The following is a 25,358-nucleotide window of genomic DNA, read 5'->3' as shown; positions in this document are numbered from 1 at the left end:
TCTTAGGTTTTGATTATAAGCTGTGTAGGATTATAATCCTTATATTTGCTTAAGAAATTTGCCCAACACAAAATGAAAGGACCACTTTTTTATTCAAAAATTTTACTCTTTGGTGAATATGGAATCATTAAGGATTCTAAGGGATTATCTATCCCTTACAATTTCTATAATGGTGCTTTAAAGGTCGATGAGAACCCATCACAAGATGCTATAACATCTAATGAGAGTCTTAAGCGTTTCGCAATGTATCTAGAAAAACTGGATGAGAATTTGGTGTCTTTTGACATTGAGAAGCTACAAATTGATATTGATGCTGGCATGTATTTCGATTCTTCAATACCGCAAGGTTATGGAGTGGGCAGTAGTGGTGCTTTAGTAGCGGCTATTTATGATAAATATGCTTCAGACAAAATAACGGTATTAGAAAATTTAACACGAGAAAAGCTTTTAAAGTTAAAAGCTATTTTTGCCGAGATGGAATCGTTTTTTCACGGTAAATCTTCTGGTCTAGACCCTTTAAACAGTTACTTAAGTCTTCCAATCTTAATCAATTCTAAAGATAATATAGAAGCTACAGGGATTCCATCCCAAAAAACCGAAGGAAAAGGTGCCGTATTTTTATTAGATAGTGGTATTGTTGGTGAAACAGCACCAATGGTGAGCATTTTTATGGAAAATATGAAGAATGAAGGATTCAGAAGTATGTTGAAGGAGCAATTTATTAAGCATACCGATGCCTGTGTTGATGATTTTCTAAAAGGCGATATAAAATCATTGTTCAAAAATACCAAGCAATTATCTAAAGTAGTATTTAACAACTTTAAGCCGATGATACCAAAGCAGTTTCATGAGCTTTGGAAAAAGGGTATTGAAACTAACGACTATTACCTGAAGCTATGTGGTTCTGGTGGCGGAGGCTATATACTAGGTTTTACCGAAGATATAGATAGAGCTATGGAAGCTTTGAAAGGCCACAAGTTAGAGGTTGTTTACAACTTTTAATTCTATAAAATAGTATATTTAGACCTCACGGGTTCTAGAAACTTGTGAGGTTTTTTTAATTCTTACGTATGCTTTCAAGACGGCAGAAACATATTCTTCTTAAATTTTTCAGCCTCTTTTCGGTAGTTCGTGGGTATAATATTCTTGTTGTTGTTATTGCCCAGTATTTAGCTTCTATTTACATTTTTGCACCAGAAAAACCTTTAGGGGCAGTACTCTTTGATATTAATTTGTTAATGTTAGTTTTAGCGTCCTCAGCCACCATTGCTGCTGGCTACATCATTAATAATTTTTATGACTCTGAGAAAGATCTCATTAATAGACCAAGAAAAACAATGCTGGATCGTTTAGTGAGCCAAAACACAAAATTATCATTCTATTTTGTTCTTAATTTTTTAGCCATAGTCTTTGCAAGTTATGTGTCTTTTAAAGCCGTTATATTTTTTGCGGTTTATATTTTTGCTATATGGTTGTATTCGCATAGATTGAAAAAACAACCAATGACAGGGAATTTAGTTTCTGCAATTCTAACGGTTATTCCATTTTTTGCCATTTTTATTTATTATCGAAATTTTGAACTCGTCATATTTGCACATGCTATCTTCCTGTTTTTATTAGTATCAATGAGAGAATTAACCAAAGATTTAGAGAATATAAAAGGGGACTTAGCTTTAGATTATAAGACCGTGCCCGTAGTTTATGGTGAAAAAACCTCTAAATTAATGCTTACCGTTCTAGCTATACTAACTATTATATCGGGAATAGTCTTGATTCTATTTTTTAAAATAGGACATATGTATTATTTCTTTTATCTAAGTGTAATGTTACTAGTACTTTTTCTACTTATAGTCTGGAAATCGAATAAGAAAATACACTACCTTTTACTTCATAATATCTTGAAGTTTATTATAGTGGCTGGTGTATTTTCCATTTTATTAATTGATGTATCCGTTGTATTAAACCGCTTATAAATGAATACTACCCTAAAAATCGCCATGGCACAAATGGCACCAGTTTGGTTGGACAAAACAGCTACCATAGACAAAATTGAAAATTCCATAAAGGAAGCAGCAAAAAATCAATGTGAACTCATAGTTTTTGGAGAAGCCTTGTTGCCAGGTTATCCATTTTGGTTGGCTTTAACTGGAGGTGCAGAATGGAATACTACTTTAAATAAGGAAATATATGCACATTATGTCAATAATTCAATTTGCATAGAAAAAGGTGATTTGGATTCCATTTGTGAACTAGCAAAAGCACATAGTATAGCTATTTATTTGGGTATTATGGAGCGGCCTTTAGACAGGGGAGGTCACAGCATTTATGCTTCATTAGTTTATATTAATGAAAAAGGTGAAGTAAAATCCGTGCATAGAAAGCTACAGCCAACGTATGATGAGCGTTTAACTTGGGCGCCAGGTGATGGCAATGGTCTGCAAGTACATCCTTTAAAAGCTTTTACCGTTGGTGGACTCAATTGCTGGGAAAACTGGATGCCGTTACCAAGAACAGCCTTATATGGCCAAGGTGAAAATTTACATATCGCCGTATGGCCTGGAAGTGACCATAATACTAAAGACATTACACGTTTTATTGCAAGGGAATCACGTTCTTTTGTGGTATCGGTTTCAAGTTTAATGAATAAGAACGACTTTCCTAAAGAGACACCACACTTGGATGCTATTCTGAAAAATGCACCTGAAACTTTGACTAATGGAGGAAGTTGTATCGCTGGTCCGGATGGCGAATGGATTGTAGCGCCTGTTTTACACAAGGAAGGATTAATAATCCAAGACATAGATTTTAATCGGGTTTTAGAAGAACGCCAAAATTTTGATCCCGTGGGTCATTATTCTAGGCCAGATGTTACTAAACTTATAGTCAATAGAGAACGACAAACTACTGTGGAAATAAAATAGTTAATGTTAACTATTGTTATACCTTTGCAAAAAATTTAGGATATGAGCAGACATCAAGGTAGCAGAGGTAAAAAAAGGTTTTCAGGAAGAGGCAATGCTCCAGTTAGAAAACAATCCCAATCTAAAAGTAAATCAGCAAATTCTGACGAGATACGATTGAATAAATTTATTGCTAACTCTGGTGTATGTTCCCGAAGAGAGGCTGATGAAAATATTGCTATAGGTCTTGTAACGGTTAATGGTAAGGTAATTACCGAGATGGGCTATAAAGTAAAGCCTACCGACGAGGTTCGTTTTGATGGACAGCGTATTACTCCAGAACCTAAAGTTTATGTGTTGTTAAACAAGCCCAAAGGTTTTGCAACAACAACTGCCGAAGGAAAAGGTAGAACAGTTATGGATTTAGTGGCTAATGCTACTACTGCTAATATAAAACCGATTGGACGGCTTGGTCGAAATTCTTTAGGGTTATTACTCTTTACCAATGATGAGAAAGTAATGCAAAAATTCACGAATTCAAAACAAGGAGTTGTACGTTTATTTCAGGTGGATTTAGATAGAAACCTAAAATTTGAAGACCTCAAGAAAATTCAGGAAGGTTTTAAAGTTGATGGAAAATTAATTACAGTCGAAGAGATTAGCTATATCGAAGGTGAGTCAAAAAACAAAATAGGAATTAAAATAAAGAATACTGGGAATTCTATCCTAAGAACTATTTTTGAAACGCTTAAATACGATTTGGTAAAAATTGATTGTGTAGCCATTGCACATTTGACTAAAAAAGATATTCCCAGAGGGTATTGGAAGCATTTAACACAACAAGAAGTTAATACTTTAAAGATGCTCTAATGAGCTTTCACTTCAACAGTGTAGGTGGAAATTAAATCACCATTTAAATAGAGGTGAACATCATAGAACCCTTTTCTTTTAAATTGATGTTCTAATTTTAGGAATGTATTGTCAATAGAAATTGATGTCGGGTTTGCTCTCCAAGTGTCATCACCATTATCTAAGAGCAATTTAACCTTTTCGGCTTTAATGGATTTTTTAAGCTTGTAATTAAAGGCCACTTTTTCATTTTTCTTTATGTTATGATGCATTTGTTCAGGTGCATTATGGAGTTCGAGTGTTTTATAGGCATTACCATAAATTACGGGAGCAGCTAGAAATTCTTCAAAGGAAGGAATATTATCCTCCAAAAGCCACCATCTATTATCAATAGGAAAATGATTTACGGCAAATAGCTTGGGATTGGCCAGAAAAAAACCATCATTATACAGAAATACAAAATTTTTGGTTTTTGGATTAGGAATACCACTTGCCCAAGTAGGATCGCAGAGATACCATTTACCGTTTAGTTTTACAGCATTCCACGAATGGTTAGGTAAATTCAAGGTTTCAATATTTGTGGTACTTACACGACCATAACCATGAACGATTTCACATTCTATGTTTACTAAATCAGCCAGCGCTTTTACCAAATAGGCATAACCCGTACAAATCGTCTGTTTTTTCTTAAGTAGCTTTTTAAAGAGTCGACGTCTAAACTTATCATTCCATGCATTAAGTTTTAAACTATCGTTCTTAAAATATTGCCGTTTGCGATTGTTTTTAAGATAGAGCCCATAGTCATTAGCGATATTTGCACACACCCAACGATAAAGTGCTCTAAAACGTTCTACGTCGGTCGTAAGATCTGTAGTGAGTTTATAAGCTAGTTCAGGTAGATTTGTTAAACGTTCTTTATTGTAAGACAAAGCAATACGATCCGCTTTTGTAAAATCGATATGGTCAAAGTCAGAAACTTGGGCATTTAAGTAACCTGCAAAAAAGCAGAAAACGTAAAGAATGGATTTTTTTTGCAAAATCTGCAGTTAATTCTTTTTACGCTTGGTTTTATAAGGAGTATTGGTGTCTAAATCCCCCATCATTTCTACCATATCTAGCTCTAACTCTAATTTGATAAAGCTATTTTCAGAATTAATGGTAACCCTTTGTGTAAGGTAGCCAAGGTAACTAAAGATTAAAACATCACCTGTTTTTAATTTTTTAGGGAAGGTAAATTCACCATTAAAATCTGTTGAAGTTCCGACTCTTTCGCCTTTTAGTGTAATATTTACGCCAGGTAAAGGTCCATCTTCATTGACAATTAGTCCAGTAATAGTTTTTTCATTGGTTTGCCCAAGGGATGTGTTAAATGTGAATAAGGCGATCATTAAAATAGCTATAAAACCGAAGGTTTTATAAATTGATTTTGCAGTAAATTCTTGTGTTTTCATAGTATTTGAGTTTTGTTCACCACTAAACTAAAGACTTTGGTTAAAGATATAAAATAGGTTTGAGTTATCTAAGTGTTTCATTTAGTAAACTGTGTGTTTTAGTGGGTCTTATATTCGGACGAAAATGAATGAAAATTAATATAGACTTAATATTTCTAATGAATTCCTTTGTATATTAGTGTTAATCAACCTACGAAATAAAATGAAAGACAATTTAAAACGTGTCATAGTTGACTTTAAAAAATTGACACCAGAAATCCTAGCAATGCTTGTGGATAAATATCCTGATGGCTACGACGACGACCACATCATTACTTTTAGAAATGCAAAGAATGAAGTTATTGACGCAGTTGAAGTCACTACAGAAGATACTAAATACCTAGTTAAGGTAAGCTCTAGGTTGGCTGCAACAATGGCAAATTATGACGAAGACGATTATGAAGCGTTAGAAGAAAATGATGCTGAAGCAGTTCAACCACCGGAAGATTTGGAAGATTAAACTTTAATAGTTTTTTTCAATATTACTTCCCATATAAATACCGAGAATACAATAAGGTATTCTAATCCTATAATCCATAAGTTTTCGGATTTATCTGAAGTTCCAATGCCTAGATAAGACAGATAGCTCAATATGATGACCATACTCCAAACCAAAGGATACCTATAGTTGGTGAACATGCAAAGCAAAACCAAAGTACCAATATACCATGGATGTACGGTGGTACTCAAAAATAAATAGCAACTAAAGGCAATTAAGATAGAAGCAGTTAATCTTGGAATGTTGTTATTCTGCTTAAATAATGAAAAACCTAAAATGACCAACACGGAAATAATAGGTAATATCTTAGCAATGATTGCAATTTCATTATAACCAGTTATTGAATAACCAATAGCTCTAGCGATATAATAAATACTAGCATTGAACTCAAAATCTCCAAACCAAAGTCCCACCGTTTTAGAATAATTATTAATAAATTCCATGGAGAAAAAAGGGAGAAACACTAGTAATACGGTTAAAATAGTAATGCTATAAAAGAGGATTAATTTTTTTAGTCCGTTTAGAGGTTTTTCTTTTTTTACGAACCACCAAAAGAAAAGCGGTAAAAACATTAATGGAATCAATTTTACGGATATGGAGCATGCCAAAAGAACAGCTGCCCATTTCCATTGCCCGGAATGTAATAGATATAAAGACCACACTAAGAAGCATATCATAACACCTTCAAAATGTAAGTTTCCAGTAAACTCAATGATGATAAATGGATTGAGAATATACCAGAAGATTCTATTTGAAGGTAATCCTAAGCGCTCCAAGAGTTTTTTTCCAAAATATAAAGTACCAATATCAGCAGCTATTATTACTAATCTTAAACCTATAACCGAACTCAATATACTTTGGCCGGGAAACAGGTTTCCAAGTACAAAACACAACTGATTTAAAGGTGGATAATTGGTAAAATGCATAGCACTTAATTCTCCCATACCACTGTGTAACTCTTTAGCATCTGCAATAGGAATTTCTCCATTGAGAACAAACGAATCAGGGGTGTATAGATAAGGATTAAATCCTTCAAGAATCATTCTCCCATCCCATACAAAGCGAAAAAAATCTTGGGATAGATTGGGAATAGCAAATAGAAACACTAATCGGAATAGAATCGCTGCAATAACGAGAACCCTAAAATAGAACCCAGATGTTTTAATAATCTGATAAGCAAAAACGAACAGTGCAACATAAAGGAAAATGAGCTTAAGCGCTTCTGTACGTTCTAGAGCATAAGCAAACCATAGATATAAAATGCAACTGATTAAGATGTAAGCTATGGTTAATTTTTTGTATTTGAAAACGTTGGCTAATCCGAGCATAAATTCAAAGATAGAATTATTTAAAAACGGATAAATAGTCGTATTAAAAAAAGAATAATAACTTTAAAGAAAGAAAATTTTAAAATGAGTCACGCTATTTATTTCAATCTTTTAATTAAAAGTGATAAGGCAAGTGTTTATAAAGCGGTATCAGAATCTAAGCACCTTGTGAATTGGTGGCCCTTAAAATGTACAGGTATACCAATGGAAGGAGAAGTGTATAATTTTAACTTTACGGACAAGTACGATTGGTATGCCGAAGTAAATAGTGTTAAGCATAAGGAGCATATCCATTACAAAATGACGAAAGCTGATGCCGATTGGAATCCAACGATGTTTGGCTTTGATTTAGAAGAGAAAAGCAATGGGACTTATTTAAAATTTTTTCATAAAGATTGGCCAGAATGCAATAATCATTTCAAACATTCATCCTTTTGTTGGGCTATGCTGTTGAATGGGTTAAAGAATTATTTAGAAAAAGGGATAATCATCCCTTTTGAAGAAAGAGAATAAATATGTTAAACTTTAGACCCTATGGATTTAAAGAATACATAGCCAAAACCAATACAAAGCATCAAGTGAAAAGGGAATAGTCCAAAGTCACCTCCTTGGTCACCAACTATAAAGGCACTATACAATCCAAAGCCGAAATAGACCATCAATAGGCCTTCAATAATAACATTTGAAGACAGCTTTTTTCTGAGGTATTTGTTGTTTCTCCAGTTATCTTTAAACTTTCGAATATTGAATTTTGGGGTTCTTACAAACTCACTTTTTTTGCCAACATGGCCTTCAATAACTGCAATGGAATTATGCAATGAGAAGCCCATAGCTATAGAAAAGAAGGTAAAGAACATACCAATATAACCAAAGAATCGTTTAAAGCCGCTCCCATAAATGTTGCGATACATAAACCAGTAACATACAAAGAAGATAATAGTACTCATTATAAAGAAGCTCATTACATAAAAGTAATCTCTTAAATGGGCATACTCATTCTTTATATATAACATTGGGATACTTAAAACTGCCACTACAAAAATGCTCAGAAACATAGAGCTATTGAGTAAATGAAGCAAACCATGAACCTTGGTTTTAACAGAAATATTTTTCGACTTAATGACACGCCAAAGCATTTTTCTAAAGTTTTCAGCTCCACCTTTATTCCAACGGAATTGTTGTGATCTTGCAGCACTTATCACGATAGGCAATTCAGCGGGAGTTTCAACATCCTCGAGGTATTTAAATTTCCAGTTTTTTAACTGTGCTCTGTAGCTTAAATCTAAGTCTTCCGTTAGTGTGTCGCCTTCCCAATTGCCAGCATCAATGATACATTCCTTTCGCCACACACCAGCCGTACCATTAAAATTAATAAAATGGCCTTTACTATTTCTTCCCACTTGCTCTAACGTAAAATGGGCATCCAAGGCAAATGCCTGAATTCTGGTCAATAGTGAATAATTTCTGTTGATGTGTCCCCAACGCGTTTGTACAACACCAATATCCTCATTTTTAAAATAGGGAACGGTGCGCTTTAGCCAATTAGGTTGTGGTAAGAAGTCCGCATCAAAAATGGCAATAAACTCTCCTTTGGCAATTTTTAAGCCTTCTTTTAAGGCTCCAGCTTTAAATCCAATCCGATTCTCTCTGGTAATATGTTTTATATCTAAACCAGTAGCCGCTAATTGTTCTACATGAGCCTTAGTTGTATGTAAAGTTTCGTCTGTAGAATCATCTAATACCTGAATTTCTAACTTTTCCTTCGGGTAATCCAAAAGCGCAATGTTATCTAACAAGCGTTCCATAACATACATTTCATTAAATACAGGAAGCTGAACCGTTACCAATGGTACTTCATCAGGATTACTTAAGTCAAACGTGTCACATTTATCCCTTGTTTTTTTTGAAGACAGGTAATTGTATAACAAATTTAATTGCGCCAAAGCATACATAAAGATCAGCACAATGGCGATGGTGTAAATAATAATGACTAAATACTGTAAATAAATCACTTAAAACTGTATTTAAATATCCATGTGAGGATTTTTACGCCTGCAAATATAGCACCTTTTATCGTTCCTGAAACTTTTGAGATACCTATTCTGTTCCTGTATTTTACAGGAATTTCCCTGCAACTCATTTTTTGCTTGAGGGCTTTCAACTGCATTTCTACCGTCCAGCCATAGGTTTTGTCTTCCATTTTCAGCTCTAAGAGCTTGTTGTATTTAATAGCTCTAAAAGGCCCTAAATCCGTAAACTTCGACCTAAAAAATAGTTTCATTAAACTGGTTGCTAGCCAATTGCCAAATATCTGAGGGCCAGTCATTGAACCATTTTCGCGTAATGCTGCTACCCGAGCTCCAATAACAAGGTCAATATCATCTTCTATAATGGGTTGAACAATTTTGGTTAATTCTTCAGGATAATCGCTATAATCGCCATCCAAGAATACAACAATGTCTGGCTTGTTGTCTTGTTGGGCAATATAATCCATACCCTTTAAGCAGGCATAGCCGTAACCTTTTCTTGGTTCTTTTAGTACAGTAGCTCCGGCTTTTTGCGCATTACATTCTGTATTATCAGTTGAGTTATTGCTTACAACAATAATTTCATCTACTATTTCTGGAATATCATTAATAACTAATGCAATGGAATCCTCCTCATTAAAGGCAGGAATGATGACTACGATTTTCGTCATTAACTTCTTAGATCTGATAACTTGTTTTCTTTTTTAAATGACTTTAAATCCGTCCACTCTTTGATGCGTTTTCCGTTTTCGTATTTTATGGCAGAGTATAATTGTTCGTTTTTATACTTAAGGCAATACCCATTTTTTTGATTATCGCTCAACTGACATTTATGGTTAATCTTTTCGTTTTCATCATAAAATAGCCACCAATTTTGCTTTTTGCCATTTACAAAATGGCCCTCGGACGTCTTTTTACCATTTGAGCCGTAAAATAGCCAATAGCTAGTGAATTTTCCTAACTTAAATTCACCATATTTTTCTATTTGTCCATTGTCATGGAAAAATTGCCAATACCCATCTTCTTTGTTATTGGTGAAATGGCCTTCTTTGGCAAGTTGACCATTAGTGTGATAAAATTTCCAGAATTCTGAAGCTTTTCCGTTGTTGTAATGGCCTTCACTAGCTAATTTGCCATTAGGGTGAAAGGATATCCAATAGTCGATTTTATAATCAACCTTATATAACCCTTCTTCTTTTAATCGTCCATTGGAATGATAGAACTTCCAATGATTGTTTCGTTTGCCATTTTTGTAATGTCCTTCTTCAACAAGTCTATTATTCTTATAAACTTTCCAATAATCAGATTTTTGGTCGTTAAAAAAATGCCCTTCTTTTATTAAAAACCCTTTAGCGTCATAAAATTTCCAATAGCCAACTTTTTTGTCATTTTTAAAATAACCTTCTTTAGAAAGTTGTCCATTTTTATCATAGAACTTCCAGTAATCGGTTTTTTGGCTGTTGACCACCCAACCTTCAGAATTTAAACTACCATTTGTAAATGGATTTTTTTGGTAGTGCTTTTGCCCAAAAGCAAAAGCCGAAACTAAAAGGAAAAGAATGATTAATCGCATTACTTCTGATTTACAAGTTCCATTAGGTCTACATCGTTACCTAATAAAACCTCTGTCGGATTAATTCGTCCTTTCATACTATCATTCTCTAATTTTAACACTCCTCTAGGACAAACCGCCGCACATATACCACAGCCAACACAGCTAGAACGTACAATATTTTCACCTTTTTGAGCATAATGTCTAACATCAATTCCCATTTCACAGCTGTTAGAACAGTTGCCGCAAGAGATACACTGTCCGCCATTAGTGGTTATTCTAAATTTTGAAAATAAACGTTGCTGAAACCCTAAAATTGCTGCCATTGGGCAACCAAAACGACACCAAGCTCTACTTCCCAAAATAGGATAGAAGCCTGTACCAATAACTCCAGAAAAAATGGAGCCGATATAAATACCATAAGCAGATCTTAAGGCACCTGATTTAACATAGAAAAGATGATTAGTCGTACCAGTAAAATGCATAATAAGTAAAAGTGCGATAACAGTAAAGAATCCTATGGCTCCATATTTGGCATCTTTTCCTAGCTCATGTCTTTTAAAATACATAACACTAGCGAAGACTATAGTAAGTAAAGCAATAACTAAGGAGATAAATACCCCTCTTGTTAACCAAAAATCGTTACTATCATAACCCAAGTAGGTATAAACCATTGCTGTTGTCATTACAACAGAGAACACCAAAACTAAGTGAATTAACCAGCGTTCTAATTTCCAAGCTGATAGTTTTTTGGATGATAAATGCCTAAAAGGGTCTCCTGCAGTTTCTGCAAGACCACCACAGCCACAAACCCAAGAACAGTACCAACGTTTGCCATATTTATAGGTAAGTATTGGCGTAATGATGAATATGGAAAGTATACCAAATACGATTAGAGCCAATCCAATATTGCCATTAGATAGAAATCCCTTCACGGACCATTCATCAAAAATGTAATAATTCAGGGGCCAAATACTTTTAAGATCATAGTATGGTAAATCATTATTCATTACATACATGAATTCTGGAATCAAAAAAGCAAAACCCAATTGAAAAAACATCACGGAAACCGTTCTTATTTGTTGGTAACGGTTATGTCTGTATTTCAAAATAAACTTATAGCCAAAAGCTAAAATAGCAATGGTGTAAAGCGTTCCGTAAACAAACCATTGGCTGGCATTTCTGCCTGCTAATAATTGACTTAAGGGATCGAATAGACTTATTAATCCTGTGTTTTCCGCACCATCTTTTCCTAACCCTAGGTATTGAGGGTAGAAGTATAAAACAATATAAAATGTCGTTAAAATAATACCTGTGGCCCAGCCCCAAAATCCTCTTGAGGATATGGATTTAAACCATTGTCCATCATTTTTTATACCTTCTAGCTTATTTAAATAAGCATCCCTTGAATAAATGACCGTTCCTGTAACAATTAAACCTAATGCCAAGGTTAAGAATAAACCTTGATTAGGAAAATTAGTGTTGAAAAGTGCCAATGCCAATATGAATAACCCAACTATTCCTATACCTAAGGCTACTTTTTGTTTAGTAGTAATATCTAAAGCATCAGGTCTTGCTAAAGACATGCTATGATTTAATTTATTGCTCATGGTTATGCGGTTTGTAGTTGGTTATTGTAAGCGGTTAAAATCTCTTTTTCAAATCGTCCGTAGAACTCAGGGTCAAAATTGGCCTCTACAAGATGGTTTATGACATAGTCCACATCGCGTTTTTCGGTCAACCATTTATCAAAAGTTTCATGGCGCATTCTAATACCAAAGGTGTTGATACCTAAAAACTCATTGGTGTTTTTATCATAAGCTACAGTAATACATTTTGTATCGTCTTTATGTATCCAATGAAAATGGGCTTCATTTTCTTTTTTACTGCGTTCACTGAATACCCAACCATAAGTTTGATATTCGATATCCATAAACTTGGCCGAATTAAACCAATGGCCTGGGTTATATTGTATACGATTACCACAAAGTGTTTGTGCCAAAGCTTCGCCCATCATACGACCTGTATACCAAACGGCTTCAATCGGTCTGCGATTGCCAATAGCTTCATGTTGCTCTGCACAATCTCCAATGGCATATACATCAAGGATATTGGTTTCGAGAAAACGGTTAACTTTTACTCCACGGCCAGTTTCAATGTTGGAGTCTTTTAAAAAATCAATATTGGGCGAAACGCCAGCGGTTAATCCTACTACATCACATGGAATTTCTTCACCAGTTTCTTCAATAACTACCGATTTAACCTTTCCATTACCATCAGATTTAATCTCTTTTAAGTTTGTTGAAAGTCGCAAATCGATATGGTGATTTCTAATATGTCTATTAATCATAGCACTTTCTCCTTCTGGCAATACACCATTCCAAAAACTAGACTCACGCACTAAGAAGGTCACGGGAATACTTCGGCTATTCAACATTTCGGCAAGTTCTATACCTATTAATCCGCCACCTACGATAACGGCTCGTTTGCACACCTCTTTATTAGGTGCATGCTTTTCAAGATTTTCTAGGTCTTGTTTATGATACATGCCCATAACACCATCTAAATCTTGTCCTGGCCACCCAAACTTATTGGGTTTGCTTCCTGTAGCAATCACCAGTTTATCATAGCTCATAGTTTCGCCATTTGAAAAATGAAGTGCTTTAGAGTTTGTGTCCACATGTTTTACATAACCTTGCTTAAGATCGATGCGATTTTTTTTCCAAAACCAGTTTTCATAAGGTTGCGTGTGTTCAAACTTCATATGCCCCATATACACATACATCAATGCTGTACGGGAGAAGAAATATTCGGTTTCTGCGGAAACAATAGTGATTTTTTTATCGGACAGCTTTCTGATATGTCTAGCTAAGGTAACACCAGAAATTCCATTACCGATGATGACAATGTGCTCCATAAAATTTGATTGTTAGTTAGTTGTCTGTCGCACTTAAAGGTAAGAACTTAATCGACGCTTTCAATTTAGAAAGAATTTAAATTAACAGTTGGTCTGTAAGGTTTTAAAACAAAATAAGACGCCAAAATTCTTTCAAAATTCTTGTAAGTCGATGATTTTATGTTCGACATAAGAGCCGTTAATCAAAAATATAAATGATGAAATTTCATACTTTTTTAATAGCATTGCTTTTTATATTCACAGGAAGCGCTCAAGACTTAAACAGCTTCTTCACTAAAACCAATTTATTTTTAGAAACCCACATTAAAAACGGGAAAGTAGACTATAAAGCGATTCATAAAGATCAATCTACTTTAGACGAACTTTTAAAAATTGCAGAGGGAATTTCCGTAGAGGTTTCAGATGCTAAAAACTATCAGTCATTTTGGATTAATGCCTATAACATTACCGTGATTAAAGGTATTGTTGATAACTACCCAACAAAATCTCCACTTGATCATAAAGGTTTTTTTGATAAGACCACCTATAGTTTAGCAGGTAAAAATATTACGCTCAACGATATTGAGCATAAGTTGCTCAGAGCCCAATTTAACGATGCTAGATTCCATTTTGTATTGGTTTGTGGGGCTGTTGGCTGTCCTCCACTGATTAGTGAAGCCTATATGCCTAATACTTTAAATAAGCAGTTAGAGACCCAAACTAAAATTGCTTTAAATGGAACTTTTCTAAAAGTAAACAACAAGAAGAAAAAAGTTGAAGCCTCTGAAATCATGAAATGGTATAAAGAGGATTTTACTATGGACGGCTCTAGTGAAATTGACTTTATCAATCAATATAGAACAGAAAAAATTCCAGACAACTACAAACTAAGTTATTTCACTTATAACTGGAATTTAAACAAGCAATAAAGACTAACTAATAAACACAACCAAATACAAAGAAAAATGAAAAAATTAAATATACTTTTAATTATTTTGATGCTATCCTTTTCAGGGTTTTCTCAAGAAGATGAAGCTACACAACGAAGTGTTATACAAGAATTTACACCTTCAATATTGCTGAAAAAAGGGCAATGGGATATTAAATGGTTTAATAACCTGTATACTGAAACCAAGGACTTATTTGGACCAAATGGAGAAGAACAAAACATCCCAAGAAATACGTTTTTTACATCTACGGTAGATATTTTTACAGGGATTTCGGATAGTAGACGCGTAAATATTGGTCTATTATTAGAGTTTCGTTCTAACGTCATTGGTGGTCGAGACGCACTGGACGTTTTTTCCTTTGATGGCGAAGCTGGTTCAGCACGTTCGGGTTTTACATCTTTTGCTCCAGCTATAAAGTTTAATCCTTTTAAAAATGTTGGAAATTTCACGATTCAATCAGCATTTCATATTCCGTTAGTTGATCAAGAAACCGAACAGGGTGTATTTTTAGATCAGAATGGATTCATTTTTCAAAACCGTTTTTTCTATGATTATAGTTTTTCTGGTGGCGATTGGCAATTGTTTACCGAACTCAATACTGAATATAACTTACCTAAAGAAGGTAGCTTTGCAGACAACAGCCTACGCTTATTACCAGGAGTTTTCTTAAGTTACTTCCCAAGTTCTAAGTTTACTATTTTGGCACTGGTACAGCATTTGCAGCTAATTTCCTTTGAAACTAATGGATTTGAACAAGATGCTACTATACTTGGCGGTGGCGCTAAATACCAATTGACTGACAAACTTAATATTGAGTTCTTATATTCAAATTTTGTAAGAGGAAACGATACAGGTTTAGGGCAAACTTTTAATATAGGTTTAAGAGCTTTATTCTAGGATTTACATAAATTGGCATTTATAATGTTGTACTTATGCAAACTTTTAAATGCCTGTTTTTTTCTGTATGGCTGATTACTTTATCAGCTTGTAATGGGCAGGAAGAAAAAATCAACGGAGTGAGTTTTGTGGCCTCTCAAAATAAAGCTAACCAATCTCACGTCACACCAGTAGTAAAACTCAATGCCAATTATGCTGCGGTAATGCCTTTTGGCTTTATTAAAAATCTAAAACATCCTAATATCATTTATAATACAGATAGGCAATGGTTTGGGGAGACTAGAGCAGGCGCAAAACAGTATATCGAAGAGTTGCAAAAGCAAAACATTAAGATTTTGCTTAAACCACAGATTTGGGTTTGGCGAGGTGAGTTTACAGGTGAGATTATGATGACTTCCGAAGCCGATTGGAAAACTTTAGAAGCATCTTACTCAAACTTCATTCTTGAATACGCGGAATTGGCAGAAGAAACCAAAACAGAAATCCTTTGCATAGGCACTGAGCTCGAGCTATTTGTAAAATATAGACCAGAATACTGGACTAACCTAATCAAAGAAATAAGAAATAAATATAACGGTAAATTGACCTATGCAGCCAATTGGGATGAATTTAGGCGCACGCCATTTTGGGATCAGTTAGATTATATAGGCATTGATGCTTATTTTCCAGTTAGTGATGAGTTAACACCAAGTTTTGAGACATGTATGGAAGGTTGGAAAGTCCATAAACCTATCATTGCTAAAATGGCGGAAAATTATGAAAAGCCAATTCTTTTTACTGAGTATGGCTATAGAAGTGTGAATTATGCAGGGAAACAACCTTGGGTGTCCGATCGTAGCATGAATCAGGTGAATCTTCAAGCCCAAGTCAATACCACAAAAGCGCTTTACGAAACCTTTTGGAACGAAGATTGGTTTGCTGGCGGTTTTATCTGGAAATGGTTTATTGCCTATGACAAAGTTGGAGGGGAAGATAACCCAATGTTCACACCACAAAATAAACCTGTTGAGGAAATTATTAGAGCTTACTATAAGTCTGAAGGATAAATTTTAAAAAATCTAGTAAGGTTATTTATGAGCAACGACAAAGGTTAGTAATAACCATCTCATGAAACGAACCTTAATTATAATTACTCTGTTATTAGCATCATGTTCATCTAATGATACAGACAATTCTGAAGCAGATAATTCATTATCATCATATATTGAGGGTAAAACTTTTGAAACAGGAGCAGTTATTGCTTGTTCGGGTAATGATGTTGTTAATCCTAATAATGTTGAGGTTTATTTTTTTCCAGAAAGCGGTTCAGATAACTTTAAACTCTTTCAGACAAATTCAAGTAATCTAGATCCAAACAATTATACTAATTATAATGAGTTAGAGATTACGGATGAGCCTTTTTTTAATGGATTTCTTAGGAAATTTGTAGGCTTCTTCGATTCTGAAAGATGGATTATAGTGTCTTATGAGCTTGATAATGAAATTAAACTATCAAATCCAATCCGAATAAAACAATTGATGCAACCGACCTTGTTTTCTGATTTAATTACCGTTAATCAAGAGCAATCACAAATGCCAATGTTTAGTTGGGCTATAAATTCTGAAGTTGACAATGCTATTTTTTTTCAGGTAGTATCTACTGTTGATAACGATTTAATCTCTGGTACTTATACGTTCGAAAATCAATTCCAATACTATAATACATCGAATGTTGTGCTAAACATTACAGATGGTACACCGCCAAACTTAATTCTCGGACAGACTTATAAATTCACAGTTATGGATGTGAGCGAGGATAATTGGGTTAATCAACTATTTATTTCTGAATTTACAGTAGAATGAAAAAACTTTTAGTCATACTCATTTTAATCCTTAGTAGCCAATATGGCCTAGCTCAAACGGTTACCACAATTGAGATTGAAGGCAACAAGCGTACGCGCACAAAATTCCTTAAGCGATTGGCATTCGTAAAGGAAGGCAGCGTTTTAGATACGGTTCGTGTGGCATCAGATGAAAGACGTTTTCGACTTTTACCGTCGGTAGCGAGTGCATCCTCTAAGATTGAAGAACTAGCTGATGGCAATTATAAAATAACCTATACTGTTGTTGAGAATTTTGCCATTATTCCTGGATTAAATGTATCTCAAGACGTTAATGACGATTTGGCATATAGAGTTTCGTTATTTGATTTTAACCTTTTTGGACAGAACCAGATTATTGGTGGCTTTTACAGTCGAAATGTGTTTGATTCCTATGGATTTTTCTGGGAAGCCCCAAATTTAATTACCCGAAAATGGGGAATAGGCGTCAATTTTCAGAATAATGTGCTCCAAGAACCTATATTTCTAGATGATGATAGTGATGTGAATTATAAGTTCGATAGTCGTGCTTTTGAATTCAGGGTGTTTTACGAACACAATTTTAATAATCGGTTTGAGCTAGGGCTCAATATAGCTGAGGAGGATTACGATTTTCTGAATGGTGAACGACCTTCAGATATTCCTGAGCAGCTCAGTTTAAATCGCTTGTCCATTGTAGGAGAATATGAATACAATAATATTACCAACGAGTTTCAATATGTAGAAGGTTTTAGGAGTATATTCACTTTTAATGTAACAGCTTCAGCAGATGGCGATACTGATTTCTTAAAGAATTCTTTTGTGGGCAGAAATGATTTTGAGTACTTTAAACGCATCGGAAAAGGTGGCAATTGGGCCAATCGTTTGCGACTAGGCTATGCGACCAATACAAGCTCACCTTTTGCACCTTTCGCTCTAGATAATCAATTAAACATAAGAGGCGTGGGAAATGTGGTTGATCGCGGGACGGCTTCAGTTGTATTGAATACAGAGTTTAGACAGACCTTATACGAAAAAGGTTGGTTTGCTTTACAGGGAAATGCTTTTGTTGACGCAGGAACATGGCAAGATCCAGGTGGAGAATTCTCAGACTTGGTTAAAGGAACAAATGCCAGTTTATTCTCAGGATTGGGTTTACGTTTTATTCATAAGCGAATTTTCAATGCTGTTTTTAGAATAGACTATGGACTCAGTTTAGGGAAAAAGGCCGATAGCGGAATTGTATTTGGAATAGGTCAATATTTTTAAACACTTAAAAATGCGCCAAATACAATTCTTACTTTTTACATTTTGTGTTCTTATGACTCTTGTCTCCTTCGGACAACAAAATGTAGTTGATGATTTAAAGGTGCAAGGCAACAAGAAACTCAAATCCTCTTTTGTAAAAAAAATAGCGTTTATAAAACCTGGTGTTGTTCTGGATTCTTCGGTTATAGAACAAGATATCCAATTATTAAAACGGTTACCTTCAATTGCCCATGCCTACTATCAGGTGTTTCCTGCTGAAGAACCTAATGAGTATAATGTGTTTTATAATATTGAAGAGAATTTTACCATCATTCCGTCGGCCAATGTCTATACAACCAATGACGATGAATTTGCTTACCGACTAGGGTTGCATGAATTCAATTTGTTTGGGCAAAATATTACGCTTGGCGGCTTTTATCAAAAAGATATATTCGATTCTTATGCCATAAACCTTAGAGCGCCATTTTTGTTTTCTAGACAACTGGGTTTAGCCATAAATTATCAAAATCTTACAACACAAGAACCTGTATTTTTCGATAATACTACGGCAGACTATCGCTATAATAATGAATCGATTGAGTTACTCGGGCTTTACCAATTTAATTTTACGAATCGGGTAGAATTAGGAGTTAACTTTTTTACAGAGGATTATGAGTATTTATTTGGTGCCACTAATCCTAATGTGCCACAAGAATTAGTGGTAGATAAATTACTCTATAAGCTCATTTATGAGTACAATAATCTCAATTACGATTATCAGTATGTTGAAGGCTTTAGAAGTATTTTTAATTTTCAGTATGTTCACTCTAGGAATGATGAAGCATTACCCGATTTTTTGATTGGCTGGAATGATTTTCAGTATTTTAAACGTTTTGGTAAACGAGGTAATTGGGCCAATCGTTTGCGATTTGGGGTAGCATCGAATGAAGATACACCGTTTGCTCCTTTTGCGGTTGATAATAATCTAAACATCAGAGGCGTTGGAAATTTAATTGATCGTGGTACTGCGGCCATAGTTCTCAATACGGAGTATCGCTATACCCTTTATGAAAAGGATTGGTTTGCATTGCAAGGCAATGCCTTCATTGATGCAGGTAGTTGGCGAAATCCAGGTGGTGACTTTGGTGATTTTGCAGATACCCAAAACTTAAGGGTATATCCAGGTTTAGGATTGCGTTTTATTCATAAAAAAATCTTCAATGCTATTTTTAGAATTGATTATGGAGTGGGTGTTACACAAGATTCTACCCAAGGTTTTGTGTTTGGGATTGGCCAGTATTTCTAATGACACCCGATATTTTCAGAAGCTTTGCTCCTAGAAAATAGTGTTGGTAAAATTAGTGCCAAATTTATTTCGGTATCATCCAGATCTCTGATTTAGAAATATCCTTTGTTTTACTGAGTGAACTAATCCCGAACTTGTTTCGAGATCGTTAGATTAATAACTTAATTTTGTTAAAAATTGAATTAAATGCGAACACTAGCCATAGGCGATATTCATGGTGGACTAAAAGCGTTAAACCAGATATTAGAACGTGCTGAGGTTACAGCAGCAGATACCCTCATTTTTTTAGGTGATTACGTAGATGGCTGGAGCGAATCGGCTCAGGTTATTGAGCGTTTAATTGAATTGTCTAAAACTAACACATGTATCTTTATTAAAGGTAATCACGATGTATGGTGCGAACATTGGCTAGCGGATGGAACGATAAATGATGTTTGGTATCTGCATGGAGGTAAAGAAACAATCGCCAGTTATGAGGGCTTCAATGAAGACCAAAAAAGAGAGCATCTTAATTTCTTTGAAGCAATGCCTTTATATTATTTAGATGATGAAAAAAGACTTTTTATCCATGCAGGTTTTACATCTATGCATGGTGTAGAAAGAGAAGTTCGTACAGAAACGTTTTATTACGACAGAACGCTTTGGGAAATGGCGTTAATTATGGATAAGCGCATCGCCAAGAATTCAGAATTGTATCCCAATCGTTTAAAACATTACAGTGAAATTTATATTGGTCATACACCAACACTCAATTATCATAAGTACGAGCCAATGAAGGCTATAAATGTGTGGAATATAGATACAGGTGCAGCATTTACTGGAAAATTATCGGCTATTGACATTGATACCAAGAAAGTATTTCAAAGTGATACATTAATGCATTTGTATCCCTATGAAATGGGTAGGAACAAATGAACACTCTATTTTTAACACACCTTATAGATTAAACTTGTCCGATTTTTTGAAAAGCTGGGCGAGTTGAATTTTACATCATATTAATATGGTCATTTAATATCAAGACCTACTCAATATAAATGAAGCTTCTCCAAATCACCATTAAATGTAATTGATCATAACCTTAGGGTATGATTCCGCTATTTTAATTTTGGCCTTTCTCATTCATAAGCGGAGTGTTGATCCAATACTGATTGGCTTCTTCAAAATCATTCAAGGCAGACTCATTGATAAGTGAATTTTTATCCATGAGATCTAGTTCAGAGGGCATAGGCTTATTAACATTAACTTTTTGAACAAAAAATTCTCTAAATTGATCACCTTCAATTGTATTTTCTCCATAAATTTCCCTCCCTGTTACATCACGTATTCGTCTAAGCTTATAGGTTAAATCATTTACATTGTTAGCATTTATATCTACCAATGACCCATCGAAATTTTCTACCGTAACTTTAATTACTCTTTCTGTTACTTTATCTACAGCAATTGTCTTCAGATTTTTTTTCCCTAATTTGAATTTGAAGTTTTTTGTACTCATAGTATTGAAGTCAAGATAATCTTTTGTGTTATTAAAGGTGATATAAAAGGCCTGTTCTGATTTATCAAATTGTACTTTTTCTTCTCTAAGATTAAAATCCTCACCCATCGCAAAAGAATTATTGAACGTTATATAATTAAGGTACATTTTATTGTCTTGTCTTGCATATTCTAGACTAACGTTAAATAATGCCTTCTTCGATCCTGGCATATAGACTTTATAATTAAATCTATGAATCGAATAATCAACAAGCGATATATATATTGACCCTCGCACATATTCATCTTTATTAATTGCAGTTTTTAGGCCATAAACACTAAAATCATGAGGATTAGCTTTTTTAAAATTAATCAATATCAAAGGCTCGTTGTTTAAAAATACAATGTCGTCTTTTCGAAACTCATGTAATCTAGGAAAGTCACTTTCAAATTTATAAACATAAGAAAAGGTACTAAAATTATAGTTTCTAATTGGATTGTGAATATTCAATAGCGTATGTTCATTACCGCCTCTTGGTAAAATTTGAGCATTTTTTATATACTTTGTTACTCCATTATAAGCTTTTGTTAATGAGGAGTCTATAATAAAATTTTGATTTTGATTAAAACTATAAATTGCGGTAGAAACTGTATTTTCTTCTAAAAAACTCGTGTTTATACCATTATCAAAAGTTTCTAAGATGGCTTCGTTTAGATTGTGAAATTTATTATCAACCAACTGATAGTCTCTGTAATAACCAATATAGGAATGTGGTTTGTCACTAAGGTTATTAGGAATCCTATTTATAGCCCTAAGCACTATCTCTTTAGCGGATAATTTTCTACTTGCCTTAACCAAGCTTTTAGCATTGAAGTTAATACCATTAATTTTAGTCCTAGAACTAATAAAAACAGGATTAAGTGCCTCAACTTGAGGGCTAATTTTTATGGTATTTAACTCATTAAAATTTAATTGATTTAGAGGAACCTCTTTAGCTTTATATCCGATACAGGATATAATAATAAGATCGTCTTTATATCTTAAAGGCATTCTAAATTCTCCATTATAGTCCGCAATAACTCCTAAACTTGAATCTTTTATTCTTACCGTGGCGAAGGGAATTGGCTCTAAAGTCTTAGAGTCTATTACTTTAACTAAAACTTGATCTAAGTTCTGAGCAAAGGTTAATTGAAAGAAAAATAATTCAATTAGGGTAAAAAAAATCAAAACTCTCATTATCCATAATTTTAAAGAATTAATCTGTCATTTTAGATTACATCAACAATTGTTCCAGTTTAGCTTAACTGCATAATAATGTTAACGCTATCTATAAGATGGATTGGGTGCCATTGTAAATTATGGAATATTTGATTTTAGGACAACAATAAAAGGAAGAAAATTCAATAGATATGCTTTCTGTAATATGCCAACATCTCCTCAGCCGAAGCACCAAACCAGCGTTTAACATAAATCGCCCAGAAATGATATTGCAATTTCCAAATACCGACCTTTTTGTAGAGTCGGGCAGAGGTTCTTATCTTTTTATTGATAACAACGAATTCTCTACGCCTATAGAGTTCGTTGATTAAGATATTGTCTTCATAAATAACATAGCGCTCATCATAGCCTCCAATTTCATCAAACAACGCTTTGGTAATAAACTGACTTTGGTCACCACCTCTGCAAGCACGCCAAGAAAATTGTGTTAGCCAACTCGCAAGACGTAACCACCAATGCCTACTATTAAATTGCATTCTAAAACAACCAGCATCATTACCTCTTTTAACCTCATTAATGATAAGTTGATCAAAGTCTTTAGGAGGAAATGCATCTGCATGTAAAAAGTAGAGAATACTTCCTTTAGCATGTTTGGCACCTAGGTTCATTTGTTTAGCACGTCCTTTTGGCGAATCAAGCAAAAGTATTTTTGATTGAGCCGCCAATCCTGAACTTATTTCAGGATTTGTCATCGAGGCAGAATCTAATTTTACATCAGTTGGAGCGTCCCTTTGAGAGCGTGACGTATCGAAAACTAATGCATCCGCTTTTTTATAGTTCTTATTAGTACTATTGAAGTAGAATTCCTCATCAAATTCAGAATTACTAGAGGTTACAAAACCAGAGACGATTTCTTGCGTACTATCAGTACTGCCACCATCCACAACAATAATATCTGATATATTTTTCTGGGTTGAATTTTTTGATAAGTGCTTCAGTAAATCGCCAATCATATCGGCTTCGTTTAAAACAGGAATTACTATACTTATCATGGTTAATCTTTTGGTTTGATGCTAGTTGAATTTAATTATTCAAGCTCCAGTCATAATCTTTAAAACTTTTCTTGGCTTTATTTGAAATGGTTACTTCGGTATATTGATTTAAAAAATCAATTAAACTTCCATTATTTTTAAAGTCCTTAGCAAACCATTTAAAAATCTTGGATAACTTTATATTATCTTCTGAAATCTCATTTTTTGAAGTATCAGATAGAAATACTTTTGTAACGCTCGTTAACTGTAACTCCAAGTTATCAGCCGTAAATGCTTCGTTAAGCAGTTTAGGACACGATTCCGATGCGCAAACAATGGCAAAATGAATACGAGGCTCGTTCATTTTGCGCAAAATCTTATGTTCAATATCGTTAAGGTTTAACCACTTATCTCCAAACTTCCAAAGACGTTGATCCCAAGGGTCTTTGATGTCTTTAATGCTTTTTAAAGGGTAGTTACGTAGTATTAAATCTATAGTTAAGGAGTTGTAGGCATTAATCCAATAAGCTAGTTTGTCTTCTCTTGAAAGCTTACTAAGTTCTGGATAAAGCATGGTAAGAACATCAATATAATCTAGTAACTCTTTATGCGAGTTTTTAAACCCTTTATAGCTAACTTTTCCATCACTGGACACATGTTTTTGCAAAAGGCTATCAAATAAATCATGCAAATATCCCTCGCTTTTAGAAATATCTTGTTTAAGAGAGACGTTGTCGCTAATTGAATCGCCTTGCTTTTTATTAAGTTCTTTGGTATCCTCTTCAGTAGTTACTTCAGCGGCAGTATTATTATCTTTGATTTCATTAACGCTTTTGGGTTCAGTAGTCGCAACTTTATCAGGCTTCTCCGTTGTAATTTCAACCTCTTTTGTCTTGTCAGGTACACTTTCAATGGCTCTTTTTGTGCCACTACATGAGGTAATTAAAATCACTAAAAAACATATGTAGATAATTTTCATTTTTTTATTGGGTATAATTCCTGACTCACAAAATCCTTTGGAAAATCTTCGTCACCTTCAAAACCAAGCTCAATATCTCTACCATCATGCGGTATATAATTGGTTTTAAAAAGGTAGTCCCAAAGACTCAGTGTTAGTCCGAAATTAACGCCGTACCTTACATGTTTTGGTAAATCTTTAGCGTGATGCCAAATGTGCATTTTGGGATTATTGAAAATGTATTTTAAAACACCATAATCCCAACCCAAATTAGCATGGTTTAAATGACCTATAGCAATCGAAAAGAAGTATATTATTGCTACATCTTGAGAACTGTAATTTGCAATAATTGCCAGTGGAATGTATCGTATAGAATTATAAACCACAGGCTCCATCCAATGATAGCGCAGATGAGCCGCGAATCCCATTTCTTTTACCGAGTGATGTACTTTATGGAAATTCCATAAAAAGGGTACTCTGTGCAAAAGACGATGCGTATTCCATTGTACAAAATCATTGACTAAAAAGAAAACAAGTAAACCAAGCCATTTTGGTAAATCGGTTGAATCAAATAACTGAAAACTCGATAAGGACAAGCCTATAGCACTTAAACCATCATTTAATAACTCAGCGACTGTATTAGACAATGCAATAAGTACTATGAGATTCAATACAAAGAAATTGAAAAACATATAGAAGGTGTCTAGCCAGAAATCTTTTCTAAAAAGTGCTTGTCCTTTGCGCCAAGGGAAAGCAATTTCAAGTAGCCAAACAGCAATCGAAATTATAATAAGTCCATAAAAATAATTATCCCAATGATTAAGGTCAATGAGTTCGTATTTAAGATAATTCCAATACCCAGAATAGGAATTCTTTATAATGTCTATGTACTTTTCCAAA

The 25,358-nt window shown here is 34.2% G+C and carries 25 protein-coding genes; 13 read left to right on the top strand and 12 right to left on the bottom strand.

Features of this window, described 5'->3' with window-relative positions; translation table 11 throughout:
• Positions 1–72: 72 nt before the first annotated feature.
• The 4 genes from Q0992_RS02990 to Q0992_RS02975 all read left to right on the top strand — a co-directional run bounded on the left by Q0992_RS02990 (position 73) and on the right by Q0992_RS02975 (position 3,770).
• Entirely contained in the window at positions 73–1,002 is a 930-nt protein-coding gene (locus Q0992_RS02990) for a mevalonate kinase (RefSeq protein ID WP_299520210.1), read from the top strand.
• A 68-nt stretch (positions 1,003–1,070) separates the two neighbouring features.
• A complete protein-coding gene (locus Q0992_RS02985; RefSeq protein ID WP_299520208.1) occupies positions 1,071–1,973 on the top strand; it encodes a geranylgeranylglycerol-phosphate geranylgeranyltransferase in 903 nt (300 codons plus the stop codon).
• Positions 1,974–2,921 (top strand): carbon-nitrogen hydrolase family protein, encoded by a 948-nt coding sequence (locus Q0992_RS02980; protein ID WP_299520206.1) that lies wholly within the window; start codon positions 1,974–1,976, stop codon positions 2,919–2,921.
• Between the two features lie 42 nt (positions 2,922–2,963).
• Positions 2,964–3,770 carry a pseudouridine synthase gene (locus Q0992_RS02975; protein ID WP_299520204.1) on the top strand — a complete coding sequence of 269 codons (807 nt, stop codon included), beginning with the start codon at positions 2,964–2,966 and terminating at the stop codon, positions 3,768–3,770.
• Here the strand turns inward: Q0992_RS02975 and Q0992_RS02970 are convergent.
• Together Q0992_RS02970 and Q0992_RS02965 are read right to left on the bottom strand one after the other, a co-directional pair.
• Positions 3,767–4,786 carry a transglutaminase domain-containing protein gene (locus Q0992_RS02970; RefSeq protein WP_299520202.1) on the bottom strand — a complete coding sequence of 340 codons (1,020 nt, stop codon included), beginning with the start codon at positions 4,784–4,786 and terminating at the stop codon, positions 3,767–3,769. The genes Q0992_RS02975 and Q0992_RS02970 overlap by 4 nt on opposite strands.
• A 9-nt stretch (positions 4,787–4,795) precedes the next feature.
• A complete protein-coding gene (locus Q0992_RS02965; protein WP_299520200.1) occupies positions 4,796–5,200 on the bottom strand; it encodes a carboxypeptidase-like regulatory domain-containing protein in 405 nt (134 codons plus the stop codon).
• A 202-nt stretch (positions 5,201–5,402) separates the two neighbouring features.
• Between Q0992_RS02965 and Q0992_RS02960 the strand changes: the two genes are divergently transcribed.
• Positions 5,403–5,699, top strand: a complete 297-nt coding sequence (locus tag Q0992_RS02960) for a hypothetical protein (RefSeq protein ID WP_299520198.1) — start codon at positions 5,403–5,405, stop codon at positions 5,697–5,699.
• Here Q0992_RS02960 and Q0992_RS02955 read toward each other — a convergent pair.
• Positions 5,696–7,066, bottom strand: coding sequence for a mannosyltransferase (locus Q0992_RS02955; protein ID WP_299520196.1), 1,371 nt, complete (start codon positions 7,064–7,066; stop codon positions 5,696–5,698). The genes Q0992_RS02960 and Q0992_RS02955 overlap by 4 nt on opposite strands.
• Positions 7,067–7,150: 84 nt before the next feature.
• Here Q0992_RS02955 and Q0992_RS02950 point away from each other — a divergent pair, with 84 nt between their 5' ends.
• Positions 7,151–7,579 (top strand): SRPBCC domain-containing protein, encoded by a 429-nt coding sequence (locus Q0992_RS02950; RefSeq protein ID WP_299520194.1) that lies wholly within the window; start codon positions 7,151–7,153, stop codon positions 7,577–7,579.
• A gap of 5 nt (positions 7,580–7,584) precedes the next feature.
• On the opposite strand, the gene Q0992_RS02945 is transcribed toward Q0992_RS02950, so the two are convergent.
• Genes Q0992_RS02945 through Q0992_RS02925 form a run of 5 tightly spaced genes read right to left on the bottom strand, consistent with a single transcriptional unit; the run spans position 7,585 to position 13,562 of the window.
• Positions 7,585–9,075 (bottom strand): cellulose synthase family protein, encoded by a 1,491-nt coding sequence (locus Q0992_RS02945; protein WP_299520270.1) that lies wholly within the window; start codon positions 9,073–9,075, stop codon positions 7,585–7,587.
• Complete coding sequence (locus Q0992_RS02940) at positions 9,075–9,764, bottom strand: glycosyltransferase family 2 protein (protein ID WP_299520192.1); 690 nt, start codon at positions 9,762–9,764, stop codon at positions 9,075–9,077. Before Q0992_RS02940 ends, Q0992_RS02945 begins: the two co-directional genes overlap by 1 nt.
• On the bottom strand, positions 9,764–10,666 hold the full coding sequence (locus Q0992_RS02935) for a hypothetical protein (RefSeq protein WP_299520190.1): 903 nt from the start codon (positions 10,664–10,666) through the stop codon (positions 9,764–9,766). Before Q0992_RS02935 ends, Q0992_RS02940 begins: the two co-directional genes overlap by 1 nt.
• Positions 10,666–12,255, bottom strand: a complete 1,590-nt coding sequence (locus Q0992_RS02930; protein WP_299520188.1) for a 4Fe-4S dicluster domain-containing protein — start codon at positions 12,253–12,255, stop codon at positions 10,666–10,668. Before Q0992_RS02930 ends, Q0992_RS02935 begins: the two co-directional genes overlap by 1 nt.
• 2 nt (positions 12,256–12,257) lie before the next feature.
• Entirely contained in the window at positions 12,258–13,562 is a 1,305-nt protein-coding gene (locus Q0992_RS02925; RefSeq protein WP_299520186.1) for an FAD/NAD(P)-binding oxidoreductase, read from the bottom strand.
• 194 nt (positions 13,563–13,756) lie between these two features.
• Here Q0992_RS02925 and Q0992_RS02920 point away from each other — a divergent pair, with 194 nt between their 5' ends.
• From Q0992_RS02920 to Q0992_RS02890, 7 genes are all read left to right on the top strand, one after another.
• Positions 13,757–14,470: a DUF547 domain-containing protein gene (locus Q0992_RS02920; protein WP_299520184.1), complete on the top strand. Its 714-nt coding sequence runs from the start codon at positions 13,757–13,759 to the stop codon at positions 14,468–14,470.
• Positions 14,471–14,506: 36 nt separating this feature from the next.
• Entirely contained in the window at positions 14,507–15,388 is an 882-nt protein-coding gene (locus Q0992_RS02915; RefSeq protein ID WP_299520183.1) for a hypothetical protein, read from the top strand.
• A 35-nt stretch (positions 15,389–15,423) separates the two neighbouring features.
• Complete coding sequence (locus Q0992_RS02910) at positions 15,424–16,434, top strand: glycoside hydrolase (RefSeq protein WP_299520182.1); 1,011 nt, start codon at positions 15,424–15,426, stop codon at positions 16,432–16,434.
• A gap of 61 nt (positions 16,435–16,495) precedes the next feature.
• Positions 16,496–17,230 carry a hypothetical protein gene (locus Q0992_RS02905; protein ID WP_299520180.1) on the top strand — a complete coding sequence of 245 codons (735 nt, stop codon included), beginning with the start codon at positions 16,496–16,498 and terminating at the stop codon, positions 17,228–17,230.
• Positions 17,227–18,495 (top strand): hypothetical protein, encoded by a 1,269-nt coding sequence (locus Q0992_RS02900; RefSeq protein WP_299520178.1) that lies wholly within the window; start codon positions 17,227–17,229, stop codon positions 18,493–18,495. The genes Q0992_RS02905 and Q0992_RS02900 overlap by 4 nt, the downstream gene beginning before the upstream one ends.
• Before the next feature lie 52 nt (positions 18,496–18,547).
• Entirely contained in the window at positions 18,548–19,780 is a 1,233-nt protein-coding gene (locus Q0992_RS02895) for a POTRA domain-containing protein (protein ID WP_299520268.1), read from the top strand.
• Positions 19,781–19,966: 186 nt separating this feature from the next.
• Positions 19,967–20,695, top strand: coding sequence for a metallophosphoesterase family protein (locus Q0992_RS02890; RefSeq protein ID WP_299520176.1), 729 nt, complete (start codon positions 19,967–19,969; stop codon positions 20,693–20,695).
• 184 nt (positions 20,696–20,879) lie between these two features.
• On the opposite strand, the gene Q0992_RS02885 is transcribed toward Q0992_RS02890, so the two are convergent.
• The 4 genes from Q0992_RS02885 to Q0992_RS02870 all read right to left on the bottom strand — a co-directional run bounded on the left by Q0992_RS02885 (position 20,880) and on the right by Q0992_RS02870 (position 25,357).
• A complete protein-coding gene (locus Q0992_RS02885; protein ID WP_299520174.1) occupies positions 20,880–22,487 on the bottom strand; it encodes a carboxypeptidase-like regulatory domain-containing protein in 1,608 nt (535 codons plus the stop codon).
• 164 nt (positions 22,488–22,651) lie between these two features.
• Entirely contained in the window at positions 22,652–23,521 is an 870-nt protein-coding gene (locus tag Q0992_RS02880; protein WP_299520172.1) for a glycosyltransferase family 2 protein, read from the bottom strand.
• A 31-nt stretch (positions 23,522–23,552) separates the two neighbouring features.
• Positions 23,553–24,479, bottom strand: a complete 927-nt coding sequence (locus tag Q0992_RS02875) for a DUF547 domain-containing protein (protein WP_299520170.1) — start codon at positions 24,477–24,479, stop codon at positions 23,553–23,555.
• Positions 24,476–25,357: a sterol desaturase family protein gene (locus Q0992_RS02870; protein WP_299520168.1), complete on the bottom strand. Its 882-nt coding sequence runs from the start codon at positions 25,355–25,357 to the stop codon at positions 24,476–24,478. The genes Q0992_RS02875 and Q0992_RS02870 overlap by 4 nt, the downstream gene beginning before the upstream one ends.
• Position 25,358 lies beyond the last annotated feature (1 nt).

The sequence above is a fragment of the Winogradskyella sp. genome (assembly GCF_028289625.1).
In the GTDB taxonomy this organism is placed as follows: Bacteria; Bacteroidota; Bacteroidia; order Flavobacteriales; family Flavobacteriaceae; genus Winogradskyella.
The sequence above is the reverse complement of the archived record's forward strand: the minus strand, read 5'-3'. Positions and strand labels throughout refer to the sequence as shown.